We start from the raw sequence: 17542 nt of genomic DNA on the forward strand, positions 1-17542 counted from the left end.
TCTGAAAGTGATACCCGCAGAAACAGGAGAATCCGTTGTGAATAAAACAGCCATGGCCGCGGCGGTCAGTGTGATCCTCGCCGGTGGCGCGCACGCCGCCCAGCAAGAGCGTCCGAACGTCATCGTGATTATCGCCGATGATATGGGCTACTCTGACATCAGCCCCTTCGGCGGCGAAATCCCCACCCCCAACCTGCAGGCGATGGCCGAGCAGGGGATGCGCATGAGCCAGTATTACACCTCGCCGATGTCGGCCCCGGCGCGTTCGATGCTGCTCACCGGTAACAGCAACCAGCAGGCCGGGATGGGCGGTATGTGGTGGTACGACAGCACCATTGGCAAGGAGGGCTACGAGCTGCGGCTGACCGACCGCGTCACCACCATGGCCGAGCGTTTTAAAGACGCGGGCTATAACACCCTGATGGCCGGCAAGTGGCACCTCGGTTTTGTTCCCGGCGCCACGCCGAAGGACCGCGGCTTTAACCACGCCTTCGCCTTTATGGGCGGCGGCACCAGCCATTTTAACGACGCCGTCCCGCTCGGGACCGTTGAAGCCTTCCACACCTACTACACCCGCGACGGCGAGCGCGTCTCCCTACCGGATGATTTTTACTCCAGCGAAGCCTACGCCCGGCAGATGAACAGCTGGATTAAAGATACGCCGCCGGAACAACCGGTCTTCGCCTGGCTGGCCTTCACCGCCCCGCACGACCCGCTGCAGGCCCCCGACGAGTGGATTAAGCGCTTCAAAGGCCAGTATGAGCAGGGTTACGCCGAGGTCTATCGCCAGCGCATCGCCCGCCTGAAAGCGCTGGGAATTATCCATGACGATACCCCGCTGCCGCATCTGGAGCTGGATAAAGAGTGGGAGGCGCTGACCCCGGAGCAGCAGAAATATACGGCGAAAGTGATGCAGGTGTATGCGGCGATGATCGCCAATATGGACGCGCAAATCGGCACCCTGATGGAGACGCTGAAACAAACCGGGCGCGATAAAAATACCCTGCTGGTCTTTTTAACCGATAACGGCGCCAACCCGGCGCAGGGTTTCTACTACGAATCTACCCCGGAATTCTGGAAGCAGTTCGATAACCGCTATGACAACATCGGCCGCAAAGGCTCGTTTGTCTCCTACGGCCCCCACTGGGCCAACGTCAGCAACGCCCCCTACGCCAACTACCATAAGACCACCAGCGCCCAGGGCGGGATTAACACCGACTTTATGATCGCCGGTCCCGGGATCACCCGCCACGTTCACATCGACGCCTCGACGATGGCGGTGTACGACGTAGCGCCGACCCTGTATGAATTCGCCGGTATCGATCCGAACAAATCGCTGGCGAAGAAGCCGGTGTTGCCGATGATCGGCGTCAGCTTTAAGCGCTATCTCACCGGCGAAGTACAGGCGCCGCCGCGCGGGAAATACGGCGTTGAGCTGCACCATCAGGCGGCGTGGGTCGATGGTGAATGGAAGCTGCGGCGGCTGGTGCCGCGGGGCCTCACCGCCGGTGACGCGCCGTGGCAGCTGTTTAATCTGCACGACGACCCGCTGGAGACCCATGACGTCGCGGCCCAACATCCCGATCGGGTCAAAGCGATGAGCGAGGCCTACGAGGCGTTCGCCAGACGCACCATGGTCACCAGGGCGCAGGGCAAGATGATCGATTACGTCGGTATCGACAGCAAAACCGGACGCTATCTGGCGGTCGATCCCGCCACCATGAAGCCGGTTCCGGCGCCGCAGGCGATCCCGGTGAGCGAGATCCATTAACCCCGCGGCTATCGTTCTTCCGGGCGATAGCCGGGAGCTGACGCGCTTTTTAAGGTAATCGGAAACCCCATTACAGGAGAGAGCGAATGGCGAGAGTCGTGGTGATCACCGGCGGCGGTACCGGAATTGGCGCCGCCTGCGCGCGGCTGATGCGCGCCGCGGGCGACCGGGTGTTTATTACCGGACGGCGCGAGGCGCCGCTGCAGGCTGTCGCCGATGAGACCGGCGCCACGGCGCTGATGGGCGATGCCGCCGACGGCGAGGTGTGGCGCCAGCGGCTGTTGCCGGCCATTCTCGACCAGAGCGGCGGTGTTGATGTCCTCATCTGCAGCGCCGGCGGGATGGGCAACAGCCCCGCCGCCGAGACCAGCGACCGCCAGTGGCGCGAGGCGCTGGACGGCAATCTCACCAGCGCCTTCGCCAGCGTTCGCGCCTGCCTGCCCTCGCTGATTACCCGCCGTGGCAACGTGCTGTTTGTCGCCTCCATCGCCTCGCTGGCCGCCGGTCCGCAGGCCTGCGGCTACGTCACCGCCAAACACGCCTTAATCGGCCTGATGCGCTCCGTCGCCCGCGATTACGGTCCCCAGGGGGTGCGCGCCAACGCCGTCTGCCCCGGCTGGGTCACCACGCCGATGGCGGATGAAGAGATGCTCCCGCTGATGCAGGCGGAAGGGCTATCGTTGACTGAGGCTTATCAGCGAGTCTGTCGCGACGTTCCGCTGCGCCGCCCCGCCAGCCCCGAGGAGATAGCCGAGGCTTGTCAGTTTCTCTGTTCGCCGCAGGCCGCCATCATCAGCGGCGCCACGCTGGTCGCCGACGGCGGCGCCAGTATCGTCGATGTTCCCACTCTGGCGTTTGCCTAACGCCCTACTCTGTTCAGGAGCCCCTATGACTTCAGAAGCCGTATTTATCCAGGTCGGCGCGCTGGCCGATGGTTTTGCGCCACACGGTAATTTACTCGCCACCGCCAGCCTGCCCGCAGGCGAGCGCTTTACCTTTTATGTCGCCGGAAGTGAGCCGCAGCAGCTGATCATCGAAGATGAGCAGACGCTAAGCTGGAACGGCAAGCGCGCCCCCTGGCGGGCGACCGCCCTGCGCCCGGATATTCTGTTTATCGACTTCCTTGACCCGGAGCGGGATAACGCCAGCGTCAGCGCGGTATGCAACCTGACGCAGCGCAACGCCACCCTGGTCTACGGCCAGCTGCCGGACGAAGCCGCCGCGCGGCTGGACGCTTTCAGCCGGGTGGAGCGAGGCCTGCCGCTGACCGCGGTAGAAGCGCGCTTTGTCTTCGCCCGCCTGGATGCGCAGCCGGGGCCGCTGCCGGGCTTTACCGATGCGCTGGTCGGCATGCGCAATCAGTACACCTACAGCCCGACTGAGCGCTATGAGCACATCTATCTCAACGATAATTTTTACGCCTGGCAATGTCTGGACGGCGTGGAAAAGGGGCTGGCGGATGTCGATCGCTGCCACTATGTGCAGGTGGCGGAGGATCTCTATCTGTTTGTCTGGCGCGAGAAAATCATTCCCACGCTGGGGGTGATCCTCATCGATCTTCAGCAGATGCGCACCGACGGCAAGATCATGGGCTATCAGGGCAGCGACTTCGGCGCCCTCAGCAATTTCCCGGTCGGCGCCAGCGCGAAGATCCTCAACCTCACCCGCCATCAGGAATAAAGGGGCGCCGCCGGGCACGCTTTCAGGCGCCCTGCCCGTCATGTTGCCGGGTGGCGGCTACGCCTTACTCGGCCTACGGGGTCCTCTCACTGGCTGACACATCGTAGGCCCGGTAAGCGCAGCGCCACCGGGCGATGACAGCGGGTACGGAGCCGCTTTATGCCGGGTGGCGGCTGCGCCTGACCCGGCCTACAGGGTTCGTGCGACCTGTCCTTGATTTACCCACTTGCACGACTGAAACTGCCGGTGCTGACGGCCTCAAAATCGCTGAGACGTTCCCGGAAGGCCGGGGCAGCCCGCATGGATGCGGGCTGAGGGCCGTGTTTTGCAGGGACGCTGCCTCGGCCCGACCCGAAGCCTGCAGGGATAAGTCGAAGGGACCGCGCAGCGGCGATTTTGCTGGCCGGAGCCCGGGGGTACAGGGGGCGGCGGCGACTGGCCGCCCCCTGTGCGCTCCCAGCGCCATAAGAGACATAGCGCAGAAGACATATCGGGAGCGCAATCTGTCCGGAAATCACATAGAAGTTGTAGCCCTGCCAGGCGCATTGCAAACAGGGAAATTGACGATTGTGCCGTTATTTCGCCGGGTGGCGGCTGCGCCTTACCCGGCCTGCGGTCCGCGTCATTTGTCCACCCTCTCCCCGCCGGGAAGAGGGCGTGACTCAGGCGCTGGCGCTGTCCAGTCGCGCCACCTGCTCCGCGCTCAGGCTCAGCGCCGCCGCGCGGGCAAAACTTTCCACCTGGGCCACGCTGGTGGCGCTGGCGATCGGCGCGGTCACCCCTTCGCGGCCGATCAGCCACGCGAGGGCCACTTCCGCCGGCTTCGCCCCCTGCTCATCCGCGACCGCCACCAGGGTATCGATAATCCGCATCCCGCGCGGATTCAGGTACTTACCAATCCCTCCTCCGCGCTGGCTCTGCGCCAGGTCCGACGGCTGACGGTACTTACCGGTTAAGAATCCCGAGGCCAGGCTGTAGTAGGTCACCACCCCGATATCGCGGCTGACGCAGAGATCGCACAGCGCGCCTTCAAACGCGGAGCGGTGGTAGAGGTTATATTCCGGCTGCAGCACCTGCCAGGCAGGCAAGCCGCCCTTGCGCGCTACCTCCAGCGCCCCCGCCAGCTGCATTGCATCGAGGTTAGAGGCCCCCATCGCGCGAATTTTCCCCGCCTGTTGCAGGCTGTGGAAAGCCTCCAGCGTTTCCGCTACCGGGGTTTGCGGATCCGGCCAGTGGGAAAAGTAGAGATCGATGTAGTCGGTATTGAGGCGGCGCAGGGAGTCGTCTACCGCCTGCTGGATCCAGGCTTTGCTGAGTCCCTTATGGCCGGGAAGGCCGAGATCGGAGCCGACTTTGGTGAAGATTTTGACCTTATCGCGCATGCCGGGACGCGCCTGCAGCCAGCGGCCAATAATGGTTTCGGATTCGCCGCCCTGGTTGCCCTCTGCCCAGCGGGAATAAACATCCGCCGTATCGATAGCGTCAAAGCCGTGGTCAACAAAAGCATCAAGAAGGGCAAAACTGGTTTTTTCATCAATGGTCCAGCCAAAGACGTTACCGCCAAACACTAACGGGGCGATGGAAAATCCGGTTTTGCCCAAGGGACGTGTCATCATGCCGAGTACTCCTTAGCTTATATTCTGCTTCCCTCAGGTAACCACAGGGGTCAGGAGAGGAGGTCGATTGGATAATCAGAAAAGGAATCTTACGGCGGGCGATCCATGCCCGCGGGTACACTCAGACATTATGTCCCGGAATAAACATCAAAGCTAAAATATTTGCTGGCTAATTTTTTATAGGTGCCGTCGGCAAGGATCTTAGCAATCGCGCCGTTTATTTCCTGACGCAGCGCCTCATCGTCTTTACGTAAGCCGATAGCCGCCCCGGCGCCAAACAGCGTATCATCCTGCAGATGGCCGCCGACAAAGGCGAATTCCTTACCCTGCGGCTGCTGCAGGAAGCTGTAGTCGGCCATCATGCCGGAGAGTACCGCGCCGTCGATGCGCCCGGACTCCAGATCGCGCACCACGCTATCGGCCCCCTGGTAGGCCACAATGTTGATCCCCTGCGGACGCCAGTGCTGATTAACGTAAGTCTCCTGCGCCGAGCCCTGCTCGACGCCAATGGTTTTGCCCTTCAGCTGCTCCGGCGTATTGCCTTTCAGGGTATTTTTACGCGCCACGAGGAACACCGGCCCGTTATACAGCTTGTCGCTAAAGGCAATCTGCGCTTTACGCTTCTCGGTCATGTACATCCCGGAAAGGATGGCGTCGAATTTCCGCGCCTTCAGCGCCGGGATAATGCCGTCGAAATTGCTTTCCACCCACACGCATTTCGCCTGCAGCTGCTGGCAAATGGCGTTGCCTAAATCGATATCAAACCCCGCCAGCTTGCCCTGCGGATCCTTCCATTCAAACGGCGCGAAGGTCGGGTCGACGCCAAAGCGGATCGCCTTTCCCCCTTCGGCCAGCGCCGACGTCGACGCCATTAACGCCAGCCATAGCAGTAGTGATTTTTTCATTCCAGTTCTTCTCCAGAGGTTAACGGCAGTGCTTTTCCACCAGACGGGCGAACAGCGTCGCGCCGGTGGTGATAATGTCATCGTTGAAGTCGTAGCCGGGGTTATGCACCATGCAGCCGCCTTTCTCCCCCTTCTCGCCGTTGCCCAGCAGGAAGTAGCAGCCCGGACGTTCGCGCAGCATAAAAGCGAAATCCTCACTGGCGTTCATCGGCGAGACCGACTCCAGCACCCCTTCGTGGCCAAACACCTCCAGAGCCAGCGCTCGGGCGAAGTCAGTCTCTTCAGGGCTGTTGGTTAATACCGGGTAGGAGTCGTAAACCTCCACCGCGCTGCTGGCGCCATAGCTTTTAGCGGTAAATTCGCTGAGCTCGTGAATACGTTTGATCAGCAGGTCGCGGATTTCCGGCTTCATCGCCCGCACGCTGAGCTCCATCACCGCGCTCTCCGGAATGACGTTGGAGGCGATACCGGCCTGGAAGGTGCCGACGCTGACCACCGCCGTTTCGCCCGGCGGCACGTTGCGCGCCACGATGCTCTGCAGGGCCATCACCAGCGCCGCGCCGGCGACGATCGGGTCGACGGTGCGCTCCGGATGGGCGCCGTGACCGCCGTACCCGGTAAGGGTGATTTTGACGGTATCCGCCGAGGCCATAAAGTTGCCGGCGTAGAAGCCCAGCTTGCCCACCGGCAACCCCGGCATGTTGTGCAGACCGAAAATGCGTTCGCAGGGGAACTGCTCAAACAGGCCGTCTTTAATCATTAAATCGGCGCCGCCGATAGCCTCTTCCGCCGGCTGAAAAATCAGATGCACCGTGCCATTGAACTGACAGGCCGGCGAGGCGATGTATTTCGCCGCCGCCAGCAGAATGGTGGTATGGCCGTCATGACCGCAGGCGTGCATTTTCCCCGACACCGTACTGGCCCAGGGTAAACCGGTGGTTTCCTCGATCGGCAGTGCGTCCATATCGGCGCGCAGGCCGATGGTGCGCGGCGAATCGCCTTTGCTCAGGCTGCCGACCACCCCGGTCTTGCCGAGGCCGCGCGTCACCTGATAGCCCCACTCGGTCAGCTTGCTGGCGACCAGTTCGCTGGTATTAAACTCTTCCAGACTCAATTCCGGATTGGCATGTAAATAATGACGCAGAGAAATCATTTCCGCTTCCGTCGCTTTAATTTCTGGAATTACATAATCACTCATGCCGCTCTCCGGGAAATATCGTAAGGACTTAACACGGTATCGTGGTGAAAACTTTATGCAAGCAGGATTTCTAATATCGGAAATGACGGCATCTTATTTAATAATGCGTTCGCGGCAGTGTAAAAAGCATTCGAAACGGTGAAATTTAAAAATAAATGTTTATTTTATGGAGGATTAACCGTTATTTACCCTACTATTTCCGGCCGTATTCAGATTTAAATAAAAAGACTTCTATGAGATTACAGACGCTTTTCCTCGTCGCCATGACCGCGCTGGCGGGCTGCAGCGCGCAGGGGGATACCGCCAGCCAGCAGCGGGCCAGTATTCAGAAGATGCGCAACGAAACCCTCAATAAACTTTACACCGTGCAGCCCGAGGCCCGCAGCGATATTCAGCATGCGAAGGGTTATGCGGTCTTCGCCAACAACAGCAGCAAGATCCTGCTGTTCGGATTTGGCAGCGGCTACGGCGTGGTGCGGGATAAGGCCACCGGGAAGGACACCTATATGAAAATGGCCCAGGGCGGCGCCGGCCTGGGGATGGGGATTAAACAGCAACGCACGGTGCTGGTTTTCCATGATAAAGCGGCCCTGGAGACCTTTATCCGCCAGGGATATATGGTCGGCGCCGATGCGAACGCCGCGGCGAAATATGATGACAAAGGCATCGCGCCGATCGCCGCCTCCGCGAACGGCGTAGCGAAGGACACCTCCTCGCTGCCGTCAAAAGTGAACGTCTATGAAATCACCGACAAGGGGCTGGCCGCCCAGGCGATGGTCAATGGCTATAAATACTGGCCGGATGACGAACTGAACCCGTAGCCCCGGCGGTGATCCATCGCCGAGTCAGGTGTTCCCTGCCCGGCGTTGGGAGACGTGCATTTAGTGGCCGAGGGCGCCGCTCACCAGAATCGAGGTGATGATCCCGGTCGCCGCGGCGATCAGCACATAGTTACCGTCGATATAGGACCAGTGATGGCCCTCCGGCGGGGGCGGCAGGCCGCGGTCGCTCCAGTCACGGACGCGATACTCATCGCCACGGAACGGCGCCGGAGCCGGGTGGCCTTTGCGGAAATCGTTACCGCGCCAGGCGAAATGGTCCTGCTCATGCCGTGCCTGATCGCGCTTGTCATGCCCGTCACGATCCGGGCCACGCTGGTCATGGTCACCCTGACGATGCGCGTCAGGTCCGCCCTGCGGCGCATGCCCATGATGATCCGAACCGTTCTGCCACACCGTTGGCTGCCCCGGACGATGGCCGTCGTTTGGGCCATCGGCAAAGGCCTGGACGCTCAGCACAGTGGATAATATTACCGCCAGAGAAATCATCTTTTTCATCGTACACCTCCTGATTGAAGTTCTTTGTAACGGGAAAATGTGAAGAAAGAGTGAGTATCCGCTTAACCAGGACGATTCCTGGCATCTGGGGTTTCTGCTGTCGGGGAAGGCATTATGGGGGAGTACGAGCAATAAAAAAGGCCGCTCTCGCGACCTTTATTCAGACTGATATCAGGACTTACTCAGTCACTTTATTTTTTAACTCTTCAGCGCCGGTTTTGGTTTTATCCCAGCCCTTTTCTGCGCCGGATTTGGTGGCGTTCCAGCCTTTTTCGCTGACCTCTTTGGTCTTATCCCAACCTTTCTCAGTCCCTTCTTTGGTCTTGTTCCAGGTCTTCTGCGCGCCTTCGCTCACCTGGCTGCCGACGCTATCCTGTTTGCCTTCGGCCGCATGTTTCGCCTTCAGCTGCTGCTCTTCACCTTCGTGCTGGGCCTGATGCAGCTTCTCTTTGGCGGTGTTGGCGTTGGCATTGGCCGCCGCGACGGTATCATCTGTTGCATGTGTTGTCGCAGCAAAAACCGGAGCCGCAACCAGAATAGCCGATAACGCAATCATTGCTTTTTTCATAATATCCTCTCTCACGTGTCGTGTTATGAGTCGTATTCAGGATGGCACAACGAACCGGGGATGACATTAGGAATTAGCCTGAAAAACGTCTTCGACCTGCAACCATGGCAGAAAATGCTGCCGCTGCGCACCCTGTCGGCGTTGGCATAATTTCCATCATGTTTGTTACATTTCGTGAAATTTGCGCTTGATATACTTGCCGTTGACGTTTACTCGAGAATAATTCTCAGAATCATTATATTTATAAATTGGCAAACGGAACTCATTTTATGGCAAGAAAATCAGTAAGATCGCTGTTGCTTACTGCGCTGATCGCGACTCCCTTCCTCAGCTATGCGACCCAATATCCTCTGACGGTTACCGACCTTGACGGCCGGCAGGTCACCCTGGCTAAAGAGCCGCAGCGTATTATTTTGCAGGATGGCCGCGACATTATGACCCTCGCCCTGCTGGACCGGGACAATCCGTTTAAGCGGCTGGTGGCATGGAATAATCTGGCGAAAAAGCAGGACGTTGCCACCTGGCAGATGCTGAAAACGACGTGGCCGCAGTCGGCCACGATCCTTGACATGGGCTTCAGCGACAAGGGGAATGTCGATCTTGAAAGCGTCATCGCCCGCCAGCCGGATCTGATGATCGCCCAGCTGCGCGCCAGGCCAGCGCTGATGGAGAGCGGCGTCATCGACAAGCTCAGCGCCCTGCACGTTCCGGTGCTGTTTGTCGACTATGAGATCGACCCGGCGAAAGATACCGCTCCCAGCATCGACCTGCTGGGCAAAGTCCTCAACCGCGAGAGCCAGGCCAAAGCCTTTACCGATTACTATCGTCAGCAGCTGCAGTCGATTCGCCAGAAAACCGCGACCATCACGCCGAAGGCCAACGTCTTCGTGGAAGCGCTGGCCGGCAACAGCGACGCCTGCTGCTTTACTCACGGCCACAGCGGCTGGGGGGGGCTGGTGGAGGCGGTCGGGGCGAACAATATCGGTTCGCAGCTGCTGCCGGGCGCCTCCGGGTTCGTCTCGCTGGAGAAAATCATCAGCATGAAGCCCGACGCCTGGATAATGACCGGCTCGAAGCGCGGAAACAGCCAGGTGCTGCCCCTCGGCTATGAGGTTAAGCCGGAGGCGGTGAAAGCCCAGGCGCAGACGCTGCTGGCGCGACCGGGGGTCAGCCAGATCCCGGCGGTGCAGGAAAAGCGGGCCTATGGCGTCTATCACCACTTCTATAACCATCCGTGGAATATTGTCGGCATGGAATATCTGGCGAAAGATATCTATCCGCAGGCCTTCCGCGATCTCAACCCCGATGAGACTTACCATTATATCGTGCGTCACTTCACCGACCTGCCGGACCAGCCGTTCGTCTTTTCCTGGCAGCAGAGCGAGTAATCCGGCATGCGTTTAACCTCCGACTCCGTGCTCGACGAGCTGCCCGCCGGGACCTCTGGCGTGATGGATCATTATCGCCATATCGTGCGTCGCCGCCTGCTGCTGTTGCTGCTGCTGGCGCTGTTGATTGTCGCTTCACTGCTGTTCGATTTTATGCTCGGCCCTTCCGGACTGCCGCTGCAGAGCCTGTGGCAGACGTTAACCGATCCGGCCAGCGCCGATCCGGGCATTCGCGCCATCGTCTGGGATATCCGCCTACCCTATGCGGTGATGGCGATTATCGTCGGTCTGGCGCTGGGACTGGCTGGTGCCGAAATGCAGACCATCCTCAATAACCCGCTGGCCAGCCCGTTTACCCTGGGCGTCTCCTCGGCTGCGGCGTTTGGCGCCGCGCTGGCGATTGTGCTGGGTATTGGTCTGCCCGGTATTCCCGGCCAGTGGTTTATCTCGGCCAACGCCTTTATCTTCGCCCTGCTGGCGGCCCTGCTGCTGGATGGCATTACCCGCTGGACCCAGGTGGCTACCTCCGGCGTCATTCTGTTCGGCATCGCGCTGGTCTTTACCTTTAACGCCCTGGTCTCGATGCTGCAGTTCATCGCCAATGAAGACACTCTGCAGGGGCTGGTGTTCTGGACCATGGGCAGCATCGACCGCGCCTCCTGGAGCAAAGTCGCCATCCTGCTGGTCGCCCTGGCGCTGGTGATGCCCCTGTCGCTGCGCAGCGCGTGGGCGCTGACCGCCCTAAGGCTGGGCGAGGACCGGGCCATCAGCTTTGGCATTAACGTTCGCCGTCTGCGCCTGACCACGCTGCTGCGGATCAGCATTCTGTCGGCGCTTTCGGTGGCCTTTGTCGGGCCAATCGGCTTTATCGGCCTGGTGGCGCCGCATATTGCGCGGATGCTCTTCGGCGAAGATCATCGCTTTTACCTGCCCGCCAGCGCGCTGATCGGCGCCCTGGTGCTCTCCCTGGCCTCCATCGCCTCGAAGAACCTGATACCGGGGGCCATTATTCCGGTGGGGATCGTCACTTCCCTGGTAGGGGTCCCGTTCTTTTTGAGCATTATTTTACGTCACCGGGGGCAAGTATGAGCGACCAGACGTTATCCGGGCTGTCGCTGTCTCACTTCAGCGCTGGCTACCCCAGACGTAAGGTGATCGAGAACCTGACGGTTCCCCATCTGCCGCGGGGGAAAATCACCGCGCTGCTGGGGCCAAACGGCAGCGGTAAATCGACGTTAATGCGAGCGATGGCGGGACTGGGCCCCTGCCGCGGCGAGCTGCGCCTGGAGGGAGAAAATCTGCTGACGCAGCCGTTCTCACGTCGCGCAGAACAGGTGGTCTATCTTCCGCAGACGCTGCCCGCCGGCGTGCATCTGCATGTGCTGGAGTCGATTATCGTGGCCCAGCGCGCCGCCGGGGGACGCCACAGCGCCCAGCAGCAGGAAGAGGTGATGGCGCTGCTGCGACAGCTGGGAATTGCCCACCTGGCGATGAGCTACCTCGATCAGCTCTCCGGCGGGCAAAAACAGTTGGTGGGTCTCGCCCAGTCGCTGATTCGCCAGCCGCGCCTGCTACTACTCGATGAACCGCTCAGCGCGCTTGACCTCAACTACCAGTTTCACGTGATGGATCTGGTGCGCCGGGAGACCCGGCGGCGCAACATCGTGACTCTGGTGGTGGTGCACGACATCAATATTGCCCTGCGTCACGCCGACCACGTGCTGATGCTCAAAGCGGGCCAGCTGCTCGGCGACGGCACCCCGGCCACGGTCATCACCCCTGAGACCCTGGCGGCCGTCTATGGCGTGCGCGGCCGTATTGAACCCTGTTCGCAGGGGGTGCGGCAGGTGATTATTGACGGGCTGGTGGACCGCGAGGCCTGACCGCGGCGCGGGGATGGTTGGTCCTCCCCGCGCCCGCCGGCTTAGTGATCGAGATAGATGTAGTTTTCCCAGCTCTTCATGCGGATCAGGATCTTCCTGATCAGCGACAGCTCTTTCAGGTGATCTGAGTAGACCGCCGCCTCGAGGGTAGCACCCTGCGGCAGAGCGTATTCGGCAAAACGTGGATCGGTCACCTTTAGTACCACCAGCGCCCGGCCATGGGTATTGAGCGCGTCCGTAGTCAGCAGTTTGCCCTGGCCCTGAAACTGACTCTCGCCAATCGCCGGCAGCACATCGGCCACTTCCCCGCGGAAGACGGTGCCCGGGATGGCCGGAAACATCAGCTCCGCGGGCTCGCCTTTGTACAGACGCTGCAGGGCGTTCTGGCGAAATGCCGCGACATACTCCCGCGAGGCGTCGCCCTCCACCGGCACAAAGGTCATCAGCGGCAGCATTCCCAGCGCGGTGGACATGGTACCAGGGCGTAAGCCGACGGTGCTGACATAGCCGTCTTCCGGGGCGCGGACGACGGTGTTATCCAGCTGAAACTGCGCCTTCTGCAACTGCGCCAGCAGGGAGGCCACGGTGGTATTTTTGCCCTTCACCACCGAGTCCAGCGCGTTACGCGCCTGAACCACTTTCGCCTGAGCCGCGCTGACGCTGGCTTCATCGGCTTTCCACGTCTGCAGACGGGTATCGACCATTTGATCGGAGAAGGCGCCCTGGGCATGCCCCTCCCGAAAGCGGGCATACTCCCGCCGCGACTGGTCGCGCTGAGCCACCGCTCTGCTCAGCTCGGCCTCCGCCTGGCTTAACGCGGCGTTGAGGGAGAGCGCATCCTGGCTGGCCGCTTTAATCTGCGCCTGCAGATCGTCCACCTTTGCCTGGAACGGCGTCGGGTCGAGAGTAAACAGCACATCGCCCTTATGCAGCCTCTGGTTAGGCCTCACCGGTACGCTCTGCACCCGACCGCGCACCTGCGACACAATCGGTACGGTGCGAAACACCTGATTGCCGACGTCGGTATAGGGGAAGTTGTAATTCATCCCGAAGATCACCGCGCCAATCAGGGCGATACCGCCGAGCACCGCCGTCGGCACGGTCCACTTATTGAGCGGGATGCGGAAGACTTTAAACACCACGATGCATAGCGCGGCGTAGGTCAGCAACATTAACGTTTCCATTATTTTGCCTCCTTCGCTTTCAGAAGGTCCACTTCGCGCTGCACCTGCTCCAGCCGCTGGACCACCGTTTCCAGACGCTGATGCAGCACCTGCTGGTCGTCGGCGATGCGGCGCATCCCCCATCCGCGGTCTTCGCGCCACAGCGTCGCCCAGATCCACAACAAGGGCCACAGGGCATGCAGGGTAAATAAGCTGACCCAGCCGGCATAATGAATCGCATCCTGATGAGGATGGCGCCGCTCTTTGGCGATTTCATAAGGAATATCGTGAATAACAATCACGCCATAAAAAAGTATTAAGGCCACGGCGATCAGAATCGCCAGCGCCACATAGTCCAGGGTCATAAAATAACTCCAGAGTGCAAGGTTAAATAAATAAAACGGCCAGATTCAGGCGTAGCAGGGCCGGGAGAAAACGCGCGCTTAGCGCTTTCCCCGGGCGGGTTTTAGCGACGTTATGTCGGGGAACCGACGAATCTGAATCAGAATTTCTCAGGAATAGGGCGGTCGATGGAAATCAGTTTGCCTTTTTTCACCGTGATATATCCCCCCTCGCGCAGGGCGGCCAGCACCTGATAAACATAGCTGCGCGAGAGATTGGTCCGTTTAATAATAAATGCCGACAGACTTTCATGTTGCCCACCATCGATTTCACCGCGATATAAATAGCGCGACAGCATCGACTTAATAGTCTGAAAGCTAGTCTGGCTGCCGCGTTCATAGTGGGCATCAAGGGCAAATATACCCATATAGGCCAGGATCGTGGTCAGCTCTTGCATATAGCCCGGCGACGAATGAAAGAATATCCGTTCAAAATCGCTGGCGGATATTTTCGCCAGCTGGCATTCGCCCAGACACTGATAATAGAGCGCCACCGACGGACAATAATGTTCCAGCAACCCTAACGGCATATGCGCGATAACAATCCCGATCAGGTTCTGCTCGTCACTAAAGGCCAGCGTCATTTGCCCCTGCAGCAAAAAATAGAGATAGCCCGGCTGCGGCAGAAACGGCTGGTCTTTACTCAGGCTCAGGGTTTCACTGCAGGCGATCACCGCCGGCAGGTGCGTGGTCAGCGTCAGCTTCTGGTACCGATCGTAAATATCGCCAAAACTGGGGTTCATCGCGCTACGCACTCCTTCACCTTTTATCACCGCGGCGGGGCTAACCGCGGCCTGTGGAACTATACCTAAGCGGGTCAGGAAGGAAAAGTCCAGATCTGGAGTGGCGAAATATTCCGCCTGGCTCACATTTTTCACCCTCGCCCCGCCCTTTCGTCCGCCAATCGTTCCGCTTGCCGCCAGGCTGTGCTTTAATTAGCTAAAACGGTTTAACAAAGTTTAGCTAAGAGGAACTAGTCCTATGAATGGTAAAATCTGGGTACTCGGCGATGCGGTCGTCGATCTCCTGCCCGACGGAGAGGGCCGCCTGCTGCAATGCCCCGGCGGCGCGCCGGCCAACGTCGCGGTCGGCGTGGCGCGGCTCGGCGGCGATAGCGGGTTTATCGGCCGCGTCGGCGACGATCCCTTCGGCCGCTTTATGCGTCACACCCTGGCGCAGGAGAAGGTGGATGTGAACTATATGCGCCTCGATGCGGCGCAGCGCACCTCCACGGTGGTGGTCGATCTCGATCGCCACGGGGAGCGCACCTTTACCTTTATGGTCCGCCCGAGCGCCGACCTGTTTCTTGCGCCTGAGGATCTTCCGCCGTTTGCCGCCGGTCAGTGGCTGCACGTTTGCTCTATCGCTCTCAGCGCGGAGCCGAGCCGCAGCACGGCATTCGCGGCGATGGAGGCGATAAAGCGCGCCGGGGGCTATGTCAGCTTCGACCCCAATATCCGCAGCGACCTGTGGCAGGATCCGCAGGAACTGCGCGACTGTCTCGACCGGGCGCTGGCCCTCGCCGACGCCATAAAACTCTCGGAAGAGGAGCTGGCTTTTATCAGCGGCAGCGACGACATCGTCAGCGGCATCGCCCGGCTGAACGCCCGCTTCCAGCCGACGCTGTTGCTGGTGACCCAGGGCAAAGCGGGGGTTCAGGCCGCGCTGCGCGGGCAGATTAGCCACTTCCCTGCCCGCCCGGTGGTCGCCGTCGATACCACCGGCGCCGGCGATGCCTTTGTCGCCGGGCTGCTCGCCGGACTCGCCGCCCATGGTATCCCTGACAACCTCGCCGCCCTGGCTCCCGACCTCACGCTGGCGCAAATCTGCGGCGCGCTGGCCACCACCGCCAAAGGCGCCATGACCGCCCTGCCCTACAGGGACGATCTTCAGCGCTCGCTGTGATCCCGTTGGGCCGGCTAACGGCCCACTTTGCTGGCGACATCACAATTCTTAAACCGGTTTAGCAATTTTTATTTTCACCGCATTACCGACATGTTTACCATATTAACTAAACCGGTTTAGCAAACGTTAGCACACTCACTGATTTACCTTTGGATGTCACCAACATGTATAAAAAACGGAAGTTAGCCATTCTTATTGCTTTGCTAACCGGCGCCGCCGCCGCCCATGGGCAGACAGACCTGAACAGCATTGAAGCGCGTCTCGCCGCCCTGGAAAAACGTCTGCAGGATGCCGAGACTCGCGCCAGCACTGCCGAAAGCCGCGCCGCCTCGGCGGAGCAGAAAGTTCAGCAGCTAACCCAGCAGCAGCAACAAACCCAGGCCACCACCCAGCAGGTGGCCAAGCGCACCACCCAACTGGAAGAAAAAGCCGAACGGCCCGGCGGCTTTGAGTTCCACGGCTACGCCCGCTCCGGGGTGATCATGAACGACTCCGCCGCCAGCACGAAATCCGGGGCCTATATGACCCCCGCCGGAGAAACCGGCGGCGCCATTGGTCGTCTGGGCAACCAGGCCGACACCTATGTGGAAATGAACCTCGAACATAAGCAGACCCTGGACAACGGGGCGACCACCCGGTTCAAAGTGATGGTGGCCGACGGGCAAACCACCTATAACGACTGGACGGCGAGCAGCAGCGACCTGAACGTGCGCCAGGCGTTCGTCGAGCTGGGCAACCTGCCGACCTTCGAGGGTCCGTTCAAAGGCTCGACCCTGTGGGCCGGGAAGCGCTTTGACCGCGACAACTTCGATATCCACTGGATTGACTCGGATGTGGTGTTCCTCGCCGGGACCGGCGGCGGGATCTACGACGTGAAGTGGAACGACAGCCTGCGCAGCAACTTCTCGTTATACGGCCGCAACTTTGGCGATATCGCCGACAGCAGCAACAGCGTGCAGAACTATATCGTCAGCATGAATAACTTTGCCGGCCCGGTGCAGATGATGGTCAGCGGGATGCGGGCGAAAGATAATGACGACCGCCAGGACGCGAACGGCAATCTGGTGAAAGGCGATGCCGCTAACACCGGGGTTCATGCCCTGCTGGGTCTGCACAATGAGAGCTTCTATGGCCTGCGCGACGGGACCAGCAAAACGGCCCTGCTGTACGGTCACGGCCTGGGCGCCGAGGTCAAAGGCATCGGCTCCGACGGCGCGCTGCGTCCGGGAGCCAACACCTGGCGTTTCGCCAGCTACGGCACCACCCCGCTGAGCGATCGCTGGTTTATTGCCCCGGCCGTGCTGGCGCAGAGCAGTAAAGATCGCTATGTCGATGGCGACAGCTATCAGTGGGCCACTCTCAACCTGCGTCTGATTCAGGAAGTGACGCAGAACTTCGCCCTCGCCTGGGAGGGCAGCTATCAGTACATGGATCTGCAGCCTGAAGGCTACAACGATCGCCATGCGGTCAATGGCAGCTTCTACAAGCTGACCTTCGCCCCGACCTTCAAGGTCGGCAGCATCGGCGACTTCTTCTCGCGCCCGGAGATCCGCTTCTATACATCGTGGATGGACTGGAGCAAAAAGCTGGATAACTACGCCAACGACGACGCGTTAGGCAGCAACGGGTTCAAATCGGGCGGCGAATGGTCGTTCGGTATGCAAATGGAGACCTGGTTCTGACGTGAACCCGGGCGACAGGGTAAGTAAAACATAAATATAAGGTTC

At 60.2% G+C, this 17542-nt stretch carries 17 protein-coding genes; 9 read left to right on the forward strand and 8 right to left on the reverse strand.

Annotation, left to right across the window (positions count from 1 at the left end; all coding sequences use genetic code 11):
* Positions 1-37: 37 nt before the first annotated feature.
* The 3 genes from ACQUTI_RS11655 (at position 38) to ACQUTI_RS11665 (ending at position 3451) form a co-directional block, all read left to right on the forward strand.
* A complete protein-coding gene (locus ACQUTI_RS11655) occupies positions 38-1771 on the forward strand; it encodes an arylsulfatase (RefSeq protein WP_138100150.1) in 1734 nt (577 codons plus the stop codon).
* 86 nt (positions 1772-1857) lie between these two features.
* Entirely contained in the window at positions 1858-2634 is a 777-nt protein-coding gene (locus tag ACQUTI_RS11660; RefSeq protein ID WP_004202438.1) for an SDR family NAD(P)-dependent oxidoreductase, read from the forward strand.
* A gap of 25 nt (positions 2635-2659) precedes the next feature.
* On the forward strand, positions 2660-3451 hold the full coding sequence (locus ACQUTI_RS11665; protein ID WP_004202437.1) for a MoaF C-terminal domain-containing protein: 792 nt from the start codon (positions 2660-2662) through the stop codon (positions 3449-3451).
* A 662-nt stretch (positions 3452-4113) separates the two neighbouring features.
* Here the strand turns inward: ACQUTI_RS11665 and ACQUTI_RS11670 are convergent.
* From ACQUTI_RS11670 to ACQUTI_RS11680, 3 genes are all read right to left on the reverse strand, one after another.
* Complete coding sequence (locus tag ACQUTI_RS11670; protein ID WP_008805510.1) at positions 4114-5067, reverse strand: aldo/keto reductase; 954 nt, start codon at positions 5065-5067, stop codon at positions 4114-4116.
* Positions 5068-5195: 128 nt separating this feature from the next.
* The gene (locus ACQUTI_RS11675; RefSeq protein ID WP_004202434.1) at positions 5196-5972 is read right to left on the reverse strand and encodes an ABC transporter substrate-binding protein; all 777 of its coding nucleotides are present in this window, start codon (positions 5970-5972) and stop codon (positions 5196-5198) included.
* A 19-nt stretch (positions 5973-5991) separates the two neighbouring features.
* Positions 5992-7170: a M20 aminoacylase family protein gene (locus ACQUTI_RS11680; protein ID WP_043519414.1), complete on the reverse strand. Its 1179-nt coding sequence runs from the start codon at positions 7168-7170 to the stop codon at positions 5992-5994.
* A gap of 233 nt (positions 7171-7403) precedes the next feature.
* Between ACQUTI_RS11680 and ACQUTI_RS11685 the strand changes: the two genes are divergently transcribed.
* Positions 7404-7991, forward strand: coding sequence for a YSC84-related protein (locus ACQUTI_RS11685; RefSeq protein WP_048294343.1), 588 nt, complete (start codon positions 7404-7406; stop codon positions 7989-7991).
* Positions 7992-8051: 60 nt separating this feature from the next.
* On the opposite strand, the gene ACQUTI_RS11690 is transcribed toward ACQUTI_RS11685, so the two are convergent.
* A complete protein-coding gene (locus tag ACQUTI_RS11690; RefSeq protein WP_048294342.1) occupies positions 8052-8507 on the reverse strand; it encodes an RcnB family protein in 456 nt (151 codons plus the stop codon).
* Between the two features lie 178 nt (positions 8508-8685).
* Positions 8686-9075 carry a hypothetical protein gene (locus tag ACQUTI_RS11695; RefSeq protein ID WP_002892699.1) on the reverse strand — a complete coding sequence of 130 codons (390 nt, stop codon included), beginning with the start codon at positions 9073-9075 and terminating at the stop codon, positions 8686-8688.
* Between the two features lie 269 nt (positions 9076-9344).
* Here ACQUTI_RS11695 and ACQUTI_RS11700 point away from each other — a divergent pair, with 269 nt between their 5' ends.
* From ACQUTI_RS11700 to ACQUTI_RS11710, 3 genes are read left to right on the forward strand one after another with little or no spacing between them, the layout of a single operon-like run.
* The gene (locus ACQUTI_RS11700) at positions 9345-10463 is read left to right on the forward strand and encodes an ABC transporter substrate-binding protein (protein ID WP_032455661.1); all 1119 of its coding nucleotides are present in this window, start codon (positions 9345-9347) and stop codon (positions 10461-10463) included.
* 60 nt (positions 10464-10523) lie between these two features.
* Positions 10524-11552, forward strand: coding sequence for a FecCD family ABC transporter permease (locus ACQUTI_RS11705; RefSeq protein WP_072140534.1), 1029 nt, complete (start codon positions 10524-10526; stop codon positions 11550-11552).
* A complete protein-coding gene (locus ACQUTI_RS11710; RefSeq protein ID WP_017898796.1) occupies positions 11549-12346 on the forward strand; it encodes an ABC transporter ATP-binding protein in 798 nt (265 codons plus the stop codon). The genes ACQUTI_RS11705 and ACQUTI_RS11710 overlap by 4 nt, the downstream gene beginning before the upstream one ends.
* 41 nt (positions 12347-12387) lie before the next feature.
* Here ACQUTI_RS11710 and ACQUTI_RS11715 read toward each other — a convergent pair whose 3' ends face one another.
* The 3 genes from ACQUTI_RS11715 to ACQUTI_RS11725 form a co-directional block, all read right to left on the reverse strand.
* Complete coding sequence (locus ACQUTI_RS11715; protein WP_017898797.1) at positions 12388-13530, reverse strand: HlyD family secretion protein; 1143 nt, start codon at positions 13528-13530, stop codon at positions 12388-12390.
* Positions 13530-13874, reverse strand: coding sequence for a DUF3302 domain-containing protein (locus tag ACQUTI_RS11720; protein WP_004202413.1), 345 nt, complete (start codon positions 13872-13874; stop codon positions 13530-13532). The genes ACQUTI_RS11715 and ACQUTI_RS11720 overlap by 1 nt, the downstream gene beginning before the upstream one ends.
* Before the next feature lie 137 nt (positions 13875-14011).
* The gene (locus tag ACQUTI_RS11725; RefSeq protein WP_428923270.1) at positions 14012-14653 is read right to left on the reverse strand and encodes a helix-turn-helix domain-containing protein; all 642 of its coding nucleotides are present in this window, start codon (positions 14651-14653) and stop codon (positions 14012-14014) included.
* Between the two features lie 238 nt (positions 14654-14891).
* Between ACQUTI_RS11725 and ACQUTI_RS11730 the strand changes: the two genes are divergently transcribed.
* Both ACQUTI_RS11730 and ACQUTI_RS11735 read left to right on the forward strand, forming a co-directional pair.
* The gene (locus ACQUTI_RS11730) at positions 14892-15815 is read left to right on the forward strand and encodes an aminoimidazole riboside kinase (RefSeq protein ID WP_053810692.1); all 924 of its coding nucleotides are present in this window, start codon (positions 14892-14894) and stop codon (positions 15813-15815) included.
* Positions 15816-15979: 164 nt separating this feature from the next.
* Entirely contained in the window at positions 15980-17497 is a 1518-nt protein-coding gene (locus ACQUTI_RS11735; RefSeq protein WP_004202408.1) for a carbohydrate porin, read from the forward strand.
* Positions 17498-17542: the final 45 nt, after the last annotated feature.

Origin of the sequence: Klebsiella sp. 7-CIP_Kleb., from assembly GCF_050378655.1 — a bacterium.
Taxonomy (GTDB): domain Bacteria; phylum Pseudomonadota; class Gammaproteobacteria; order Enterobacterales; family Enterobacteriaceae; genus Klebsiella; species Klebsiella quasipneumoniae.